5 protein-coding genes are annotated in these 7994 nt (G+C 44.1%); all 5 read left to right on the forward strand.

Annotated features, from left to right (window positions below; translation table 11 throughout):
- The first annotated feature begins 176 nt into the window (after positions 1-176).
- Complete coding sequence (locus LPH68_RS24820) at positions 177-1805, forward strand: Tat pathway signal sequence (protein ID WP_165861545.1); 1629 nt, start codon at positions 177-179, stop codon at positions 1803-1805.
- 41 nt (positions 1806-1846) lie between these two features.
- Positions 1847-2818, forward strand: a complete 972-nt coding sequence (locus tag LPH68_RS24825; protein ID WP_118194744.1) for an ROK family protein — start codon at positions 1847-1849, stop codon at positions 2816-2818.
- A complete protein-coding gene (locus LPH68_RS24830; RefSeq protein WP_004312969.1) occupies positions 2815-4083 on the forward strand; it encodes a sugar MFS transporter in 1269 nt (422 codons plus the stop codon). The genes LPH68_RS24825 and LPH68_RS24830 overlap by 4 nt, the downstream gene beginning before the upstream one ends.
- A gap of 41 nt (positions 4084-4124) precedes the next feature.
- The gene (locus LPH68_RS24835) at positions 4125-6746 is read left to right on the forward strand and encodes a DUF4962 domain-containing protein (protein ID WP_182429334.1); all 2622 of its coding nucleotides are present in this window, start codon (positions 4125-4127) and stop codon (positions 6744-6746) included.
- A gap of 82 nt (positions 6747-6828) precedes the next feature.
- Positions 6829-7662 (forward strand): deoxyribonuclease IV, encoded by an 834-nt coding sequence (gene nfo, locus LPH68_RS24840; RefSeq protein WP_118194742.1) that lies wholly within the window; start codon positions 6829-6831, stop codon positions 7660-7662.
- Positions 7663-7994: the final 332 nt, after the last annotated feature.

A 7994-nucleotide genomic window follows, 5' to 3' on the forward strand; every position in this document is an offset into this window, starting at 1 on the left:
TTTTTCGTAGGGCGTTGCCCTACGCTATATAATTAAGCCCTTTCAGGGCACCCCAATAAATATATAATTGTAAGGCTTTCAGCCTAACTGCTAAATTCCCATTTAATCGCTAAATTCTCATTTAACCGAAAAATTCCCATTTATATAAATAAAGATTAACCAAAAACAATTATATCATGGATAGAAGAAAGTTTTTAAAAAACACAGGCTGGTCTTTCCTCGGACTGGCAGCTTCGGGCAGCTTGCTCGGTTCTTGCGCAGCAGGAAGCAAAGAGGCTAAGAAAATTATGCCATCAGCCAGCAACCTCAAAATGTATTGGGGCGACTTACACAACCACTGTAACATCACATACGGACACGGCGACATGCGCGATGCTTTTGAAGCAGCGAAAGGACAATTGGATTTTGTTAGTGTTACTCCTCATGCTATGTGGCCGGATATTCCCGGAGCAGATGATCCCCGCCTGAAATGGGTAATCGATTACCACACGGGAGCTTTCAAGCGTTTGCGTGAAGGCGGTTATGAGAAGTACGTAAAAATGACAAATGAGTATAACAAGGAAGGTGAATTCCTGACTTTTGTAGGGTACGAAGCTCATAGCATGGAACATGGAGATCATGTTGCGTTGAACTATGATTTGGACGCACCACTTGTAGAATGTACTTCAATCGAGGACTGGAAAGAAAAAGCAAAAGGACATAAAGTATTCGTTACCCCGCACCACATGGGTTATCAGGGTGGCTATCGCGGTTACAACTGGAAATGCTTTACCGAAGGAGATATTACTCCATTCGTAGAAATGTATTCCCGTCACGGTCTGGCAGAAAGCGATCAGGGAGACTACCCCTATTTGCATGATATGGGACCACGCCAATGGGAAGGAACCATTCAATATGGTCTTGAATTGGGTAATAAGTTTGGTATCATGGCTTCCACCGACCAACATTCCGGTTATCCGGGAAGCTATGGAGACGGACGCATCGGTGTTTTGGCTCCGTCACTGACTCGCGATGCCATTTGGGAAGCTCTACGTACCCGTCATGTATGTGCCGCAACCGGTGATAAGATTATTATCGACTTCCGCCTCAACGATGCTTTCATGGGTGATGTAGTTCGCGGTAATAGTCGTCGTATCTATCTGAATGTCACAGGTGAAAGCTGTATTGACTATGTAGATATTGTAAAGAACGGGCAGATTTTAGCTCGTATGAGCGGTCCGTTGACTCCCGTTGCTCCGGAAGGTGATACGGTACGTTGCAAAGTTAAAGTTGATTTTGGTTGGAATCGTGAAGAGAAATACGTACATTGGCAGGGCAAACTGTCGGTAGACAAAGGACAGATTCATAGTGTAACTCCTTGTTTCCGTGGCGCAGCATTCACTTCTCCGCAAGAAGGTGAAACAGAATTCCACACACATGTCAACCGTATTGTATCCGTTGGCGACAAGGAAACCGAACTGGATATGTACAGCAGCAAGAATCCGAATACGACTACAGCAGCCATGCAAGCTGTAATTCTTGATGTGGAAATGCCAAAAGACGGTAAGGTCATTGCCGAATTCAATGGCAAGAAGTTTGAACATACGTTGGGCGAGTTGCTTGAAGGTTCACGTTCACACTTCATGATCGGTTGGTTGAGCGAGGCTATTCTCTTCAATCGTGCCATGCCGGAAAGCTGTTTCACTCTGGAACATTACATGGAAGATAAAGAGCCGCAGCGAGATACGGATTACTACTATGTGCGCGTTCGCCAACGTGACGGACAATGGGCTTGGAGTTCACCGATTTGGGCGGAAAGAGTGTAGTTTTTAAGTATTAAGTATCAAGTATTAAGTATTAACGTGGTATGGAGAAAGAATACGCTATAGGAATTGACCTTGGCGGAACTTCTGTAAAATACGCCCTTATTGATAATGAAGGCGTATTTTACTTTCAAGGGAAGTTACCGTCGAAAGCCGATGTATCAGCAGAAGCTGTCATCGGACAGTTGGTTACTGCTATCAATGAAGTGAAAGCCTTTGCACAGGAAAAAGGCTACAAAATTGATGGTATAGGAATTGGAACACCGGGCATTGTGGATGGTACGAACCGTATTGTTTTAGGAGGTGCGGAAAATATCAACGGCTGGGAAAATATTCACTTGGCAGACCGCATTGAAACGGAAACCGGACTTCCTGCTTTATTGGGAAATGATGCCAATCTGATGGGACTGGGAGAAACAATGTACGGAGCCGGTCAGGGAGCCACTCATGTTGTTTTCTTGACGGTAGGAACGGGTATTGGCGGTGCAGTAGTCATCGACGGCAAATTGTTCAACGGTTATGCCAACCGGGGAACGGAGCTGGGACACGTGCCTCTCATTGCCAATGGCGAACCGTGTGCTTGCGGTTCTGTCGGCTGTCTGGAACACTATGCTTCCACTTCTGCTTTGGTACGCCGCTTCAGTCAACGAATAATAGACGCAGGCATCTCCTACCCAGATGAAGAGATTAACGGTGAATTGATTGTCCGCCTTTATAAACAAGGAGATCCGATTGCAAAAATATCATTGGAAGAACACTGTGACTTTTTGGGACACGGAATTGCAGGCTTTATTAATATCTTCAGTCCGCAAAAGATTGTGATTGGTGGAGGGCTCTCCGAAGCAGGAGACTTTTACATTCAGAAAGTAAGCGAAAAAGCACGTAGTTATGCCATCCCCGACTGTGCTGTGAATACTCAAATCATAGCTGCCGCTCTTGGAAACAAGGCCGGAAGTATTGGAGCTGCGTCACTTGTATTTACTCAATTATCTGCTCCAAACCTGATTAAATTATGAGAAAGAATTTAGGAATGTTGGCGCTGATTATGGCGTTCTGGTTCACCATCTCGTTTATTACTAATATTCTGGGACCACTCATTCCGGACATTATCCACAACTTCAATCTAAGTGACCTGGCGATGGCGGGATTTATCCCGACCTCTTTCTTCCTGGCATACGCCATCATGTCTATCCCTGCCGGATTACTTATTGACCGTTTCGGTGAGAAACCGGTATTATTCGGTGGCTTCCTGATGCCGTTCATCGGCACCATCCTGTTTGCCTGTATGCATACGTATCCGATGTTATTAGCTTCTTCTTTCATCATCGGATTAGGAATGGCCATGTTGCAAACTGTATTGAATCCGCTCCAGCGTACTGTAGGAGGAGAAGAAAACTATGCATTTATAGCCGAACTGGCACAATTCATGTTTGGCATCGCTTCTTTCCTAAGCCCTCTGGTATATACTTATCTGATTCGTGAACTTGACCCGGCAACCTATACAGCCGGTAAAGGTTTCTTTATCGACTTGTTGGCCGATATCACCCCACGGGAAATGCCGTGGGTATCTCTTTACTGGGTATTTACCATCCTGTTGTTAGTCATGCTGATTGCCGTCGGTGTCTCCCGCTTTCCCAAGATTGAATTGAAAGAAGATGAGAAAAGCGGGTCTAAAGATTCATATCTGGCTTTATTCAAACAGAAATATGTATGGTTGTTTTTCCTGGGGATTTTCTGCTACGTAAGCACGGAACAGGGAACTTCTATCTTTATGAGCACCTTCCTGGAACAATACCACGGAGTCAATCCGCAAACTGATGGTGCGCAAGCCGTGAGCTATTTCTGGGGATTGATGACAGCCGGCTGTCTCGTAGGTATGATTCTACTCAAGTTGATTGACAGCAAGCGATTGCTGCAAATCTCCGGAATCCTGACCATCATCCTATTATTATCGGCATTGTTCGGAAGCAAGGAAGTATCTATGATCGCTTTCCCTGCTGTCGGATTCAGTATTTCCATGATGTATTCCATCGTATTCTCATTGGCTTTGAACTCCGCCTCACAGCATCACGGTTCATTCGCCGGTATTTTATGTTCGGCAATCGTCGGTGGTGCCGGTGGTCCGATGATTGTGAGTACGCTGGCAGATGCAACATCACTCCGCACAGGTATGCTGTTTATCCTTGTTTTCGTAGGATACATCACCTTTATCGGTTTTTGGGCACGCCCACTGATTAATAACAAGACCGTTCGTCTGAAAGACTTGTTCAAACAACGTTGAACGCTGAACAACAAACGACGAATAAAAAAATGCAAAGTTATATGATGAAACAACGAATATCTATTTTTCTCTTGTTCACCATTCTGCTATCCGCCAACGGGTATGCGCAAAAAGGAATCATGCGCCTGACTCAACAGACTTTGATGCACGAGGTACGCGAAACGCCTTCACCACTGGACGGGCAGCATATCACTGTCAATCCTCCTCGTTTCATGTGGCCGGACAAATTTCCTCACTTGGGTGCCGTATTGGACGGAGTGGAAGAAGAAGACTACAAACCGGAAGTGACTTACCGCATCCGGATCGCACGCGACCCGGAATTCAAATCGGAAGTGATAACCGCTGAAAGGAAATGGGCCTTTTTCAACCCATTCAAACTGTTTGAAAAAGGAAAATGGTATTGGCAATATGCCTACGTTGACAAGGATGGAAAAGAAGAATGGTCGCCCGTTTCTCATTTTTATATAGACGAGCATATACGTACATTCAACCCGCCTTCTCTACAAGAGGTGTTAGCTAAATTACCCAAGACGCACCCCCGCATCTTGCTTGATGCCAAAGATTGGGACAATATCATCGAACGGAATAAAAACAATCCGGAAGCACAGGCTTACATCCGGAAAGCCGATAAATGTCTGAATCATCCGCTGAAACATTTGGAAGAAGAAATTGATACGACCCAGGTTGTCAAGCTGACAAACATCGTTCAATATCGTTCCGCTCTGATTCGGGAAAGTCGTAAGATTGTAGACCGTGAAGAAGCGAATATCGAAGCCATGGTACGTGCTTACTTGCTAACGAAAGACGAGGTATACTACAAAGAAGGTATAAAGCGTCTTTCCGAAATTCTTTCATGGAAGAATAGTAAGTACTTCGCGGGAGATTTCAACCGTTCCACCATTTTGTCTATGAGTACTTCCGCGTATGACGCATGGTATAACCTGCTGACTCCGGATGAAAAGAAACTACTCTTAAGAACGATTCGTGAAAATGGAAAGAAATTCTATCATGAATATGTCAATCACTTAGAAAACCGTATCGCTGATAACCATGTTTGGCAAATGACTTTCCGTATCCTGAATATGGCTGCGTTTGCTACGTATGGCGAACTGCCGATGGCTTCCACCTGGGTGGATTATTGCTACAATGAGTGGGTATCCCGTCTGCCAGGCCTCAACACGGATGGAGGATGGCACAATGGCGATTCTTATTTCCAAGTCAATCTCCGCACATTGATTGAAGTTCCTGCTTTTTATTCCCGTATCAGCGGATTCGATTTCTTTGCTGATCCCTGGTATAACAATAATGCGTTCTACGTCATCTATCAACAGCCTCCATTCTCGAAATCCGCCGGGCAAGGAAACTCACATGAAAGTAAGCTGAAGCCAAACGGTACACGAGTTGGGTATGCAGATGCCTTGGCACGCGAATGTAACAATCCATGGGCAGCCGCTTATGTACGCACTATTTTGCAGAAAGAACCGGATATTATGGAAAAGACTTTCCTCGGAAAATCCGGAGACTTGACCTGGTATCGCTGTATAACAAAGAAAGCACTTCCCAAAGAAGGTCCTACTCTTGCAGAATTACCGATGGCAAAAGTATTCAATGAAACGGGAATCGGTACGATGAATACTTCTTTGGGAGACATAGATAAGAATGCAATGCTGTCGTTCCGTTCCAGTTCCTACGGTTCCACTTCCCATGCACTAGCCAATCAAAATGCTTTCAATACATTCTACGGAGGTAAAGCCATTTTTTACAGTAGCGGACATCGCACTGGTTTTACAGACGATCATTGTATGTATTCTTACCGTAATACTCGTGCACACAACAGTATTTTGGTGAATGGAATGACGCAGAAGATCGGGACAGAAGGATATGGCTGGATTCCACGGTGGTATGAAGGAGAGAAAATCGCTTACATGGTAGGAGACGCTTCCAATGCTTATGGTAAAGTGACTTCTCCCCTATGGTTGAAACGTGGCGAATTATCCGGTACGCAATATACGCCCGAAAAAGGATGGGATGAGAACAAGCTGGATATGTTCCGTCGTCATATCATCCAATTGGGAACTACCGGAGTTTTTGTGATTTATGATGAACTGGAAGGAAAAGAAGCCGTAACATGGAGTTATCTTTTACATACCGTAGAACTGCCTATGGAAATACAGGAATTGACGGATGAAGTGAAAGTTATTGGTAAGAATAAAGCCGGAGGTGTTTCTGTTGCCCATCTTTTCAGTTCGGCAAAAACGGAACAAGCGATGGCAGATACTTTCTTCTGTGCGCCAACCAATTGGAAAAATGTGACGAACGCACAAGGGAAAGCGTTGAAATATCCTAATCACTGGCATTTCTCTTCTACAACAGTTCCGTGTAAAACCGCCCGTTTCCTGACAGTGATGGATACGCATGGAAAGAACCGCCCGGATATGCAGGTAGTTCGCAAAGGTAATACCATTCAGGTAGGCGACTGGACTATTACTTGTAACCTGACAGAAAAAGGGAAAGCTGCCATCTATGTAAGCAATAAAACGGAAAAGGTTTCTTTAAACTATGATGCCGGTAAAAAGGAAGGTGCAACGATAGTCACAGATCAGGTAAAAAGCAAACAGGTTAACAAAGTCCTGACAGACTATTTACCGGATTTTGAGATTTAATCTCTCCCTGCTTTAGATGAAAAAACATATACTCCTATAAAAACGTTATATTTGCAGAGTAATATTAAATAAAGAAGTAACCATGAAATATATCGGAGCACATGTAAGCGCGTCCGGTGGCGTAGAGTTCGCCCCCGTTAATGCGCATGAAATAGGAGCAAATGCTTTTGCGTTATTCACCAAGAATCAACGCCAATGGGTAAGCAAACCTTTAACAGAAGAAAGTATCAGCCTCTTTAAAGAGAATTGCGAGAAATACGGTTTTCAGCCGGAATATATCCTGCCACATGACAGTTATCTTATCAACCTGGGACACCCGGAAGAAGAGGGACTTCAAAAAAGCCGTGCCGCTTTTCTGGACGAAATGCAACGTTGCGAACTGCTTGGATTGAAACTTTTAAATTTCCATCCAGGCAGCTCTCTCAACAAAATTTCAATAGAGGATTGCCTGTCGCTCATCGCAGAAAGCATTAATATCGCTTTAGAAAAAACAAAAGGCGTAACAGCCGTTATTGAGAACACTGCCGGACAAGGAAGTAATCTAGGTAGCGAATTCTGGCAACTGAAATATATCATCGACCGGGTAAACGACAAGAGCCGGGTGGGTGTTTGCCTCGATACCTGCCATACTTATACCGCCGGTTATGATATTGTCAATGAATACGATAAGGTATTTGATGAGTTTGACAAAGAAGTGGGATTCAATTACCTTCGAGGTATGCACTTGAATGATTCAAAAAAAGCACTGGGCACCCATGTAGACCGTCACGATAGTATTGGTGAAGGATTGATCGGAAAAGCATTTTTTGAAAGATTGATGCGAGATTCGAGATTCGATAATATGCCGCTGATACTCGAAACACCGGATGAAAGTAAATGGAAAGAAGAAATTGCATGGCTAAAGAGCATGGAATAATGTTTTCACCACAGAGGACACGGAGGACACAGAGGTGAATTTAGTTTATGACTTACGCTTGTGACCCTAATTTTGATGCATAATCCTCCTCTATAAAGTTGAAAAAACATGAAAACATCTGCCACCTGCAACCAAACGCGTGTAATGCACTAGTTGATAGATAGTTGGAGCGTTGCAGATACTGTTGCAGATAGGTTGCAGATAAAGTATCTGCAACACAGTATAAGCCTTGCATAAGCTAATTCTCCAGGAAGGCAAAAGTTTATTGTATACATTAACTTCCCGTTTCCAGGCGGGGAACTGTCGTTTCCGGCATTAGAAATTACAGTTTC

Origin of the sequence: Bacteroides sp. 1_1_30 (assembly GCF_020982715.1) — a bacterium.
GTDB classification, from domain to species: domain Bacteria; phylum Bacteroidota; class Bacteroidia; order Bacteroidales; family Bacteroidaceae; genus Bacteroides; species Bacteroides xylanisolvens.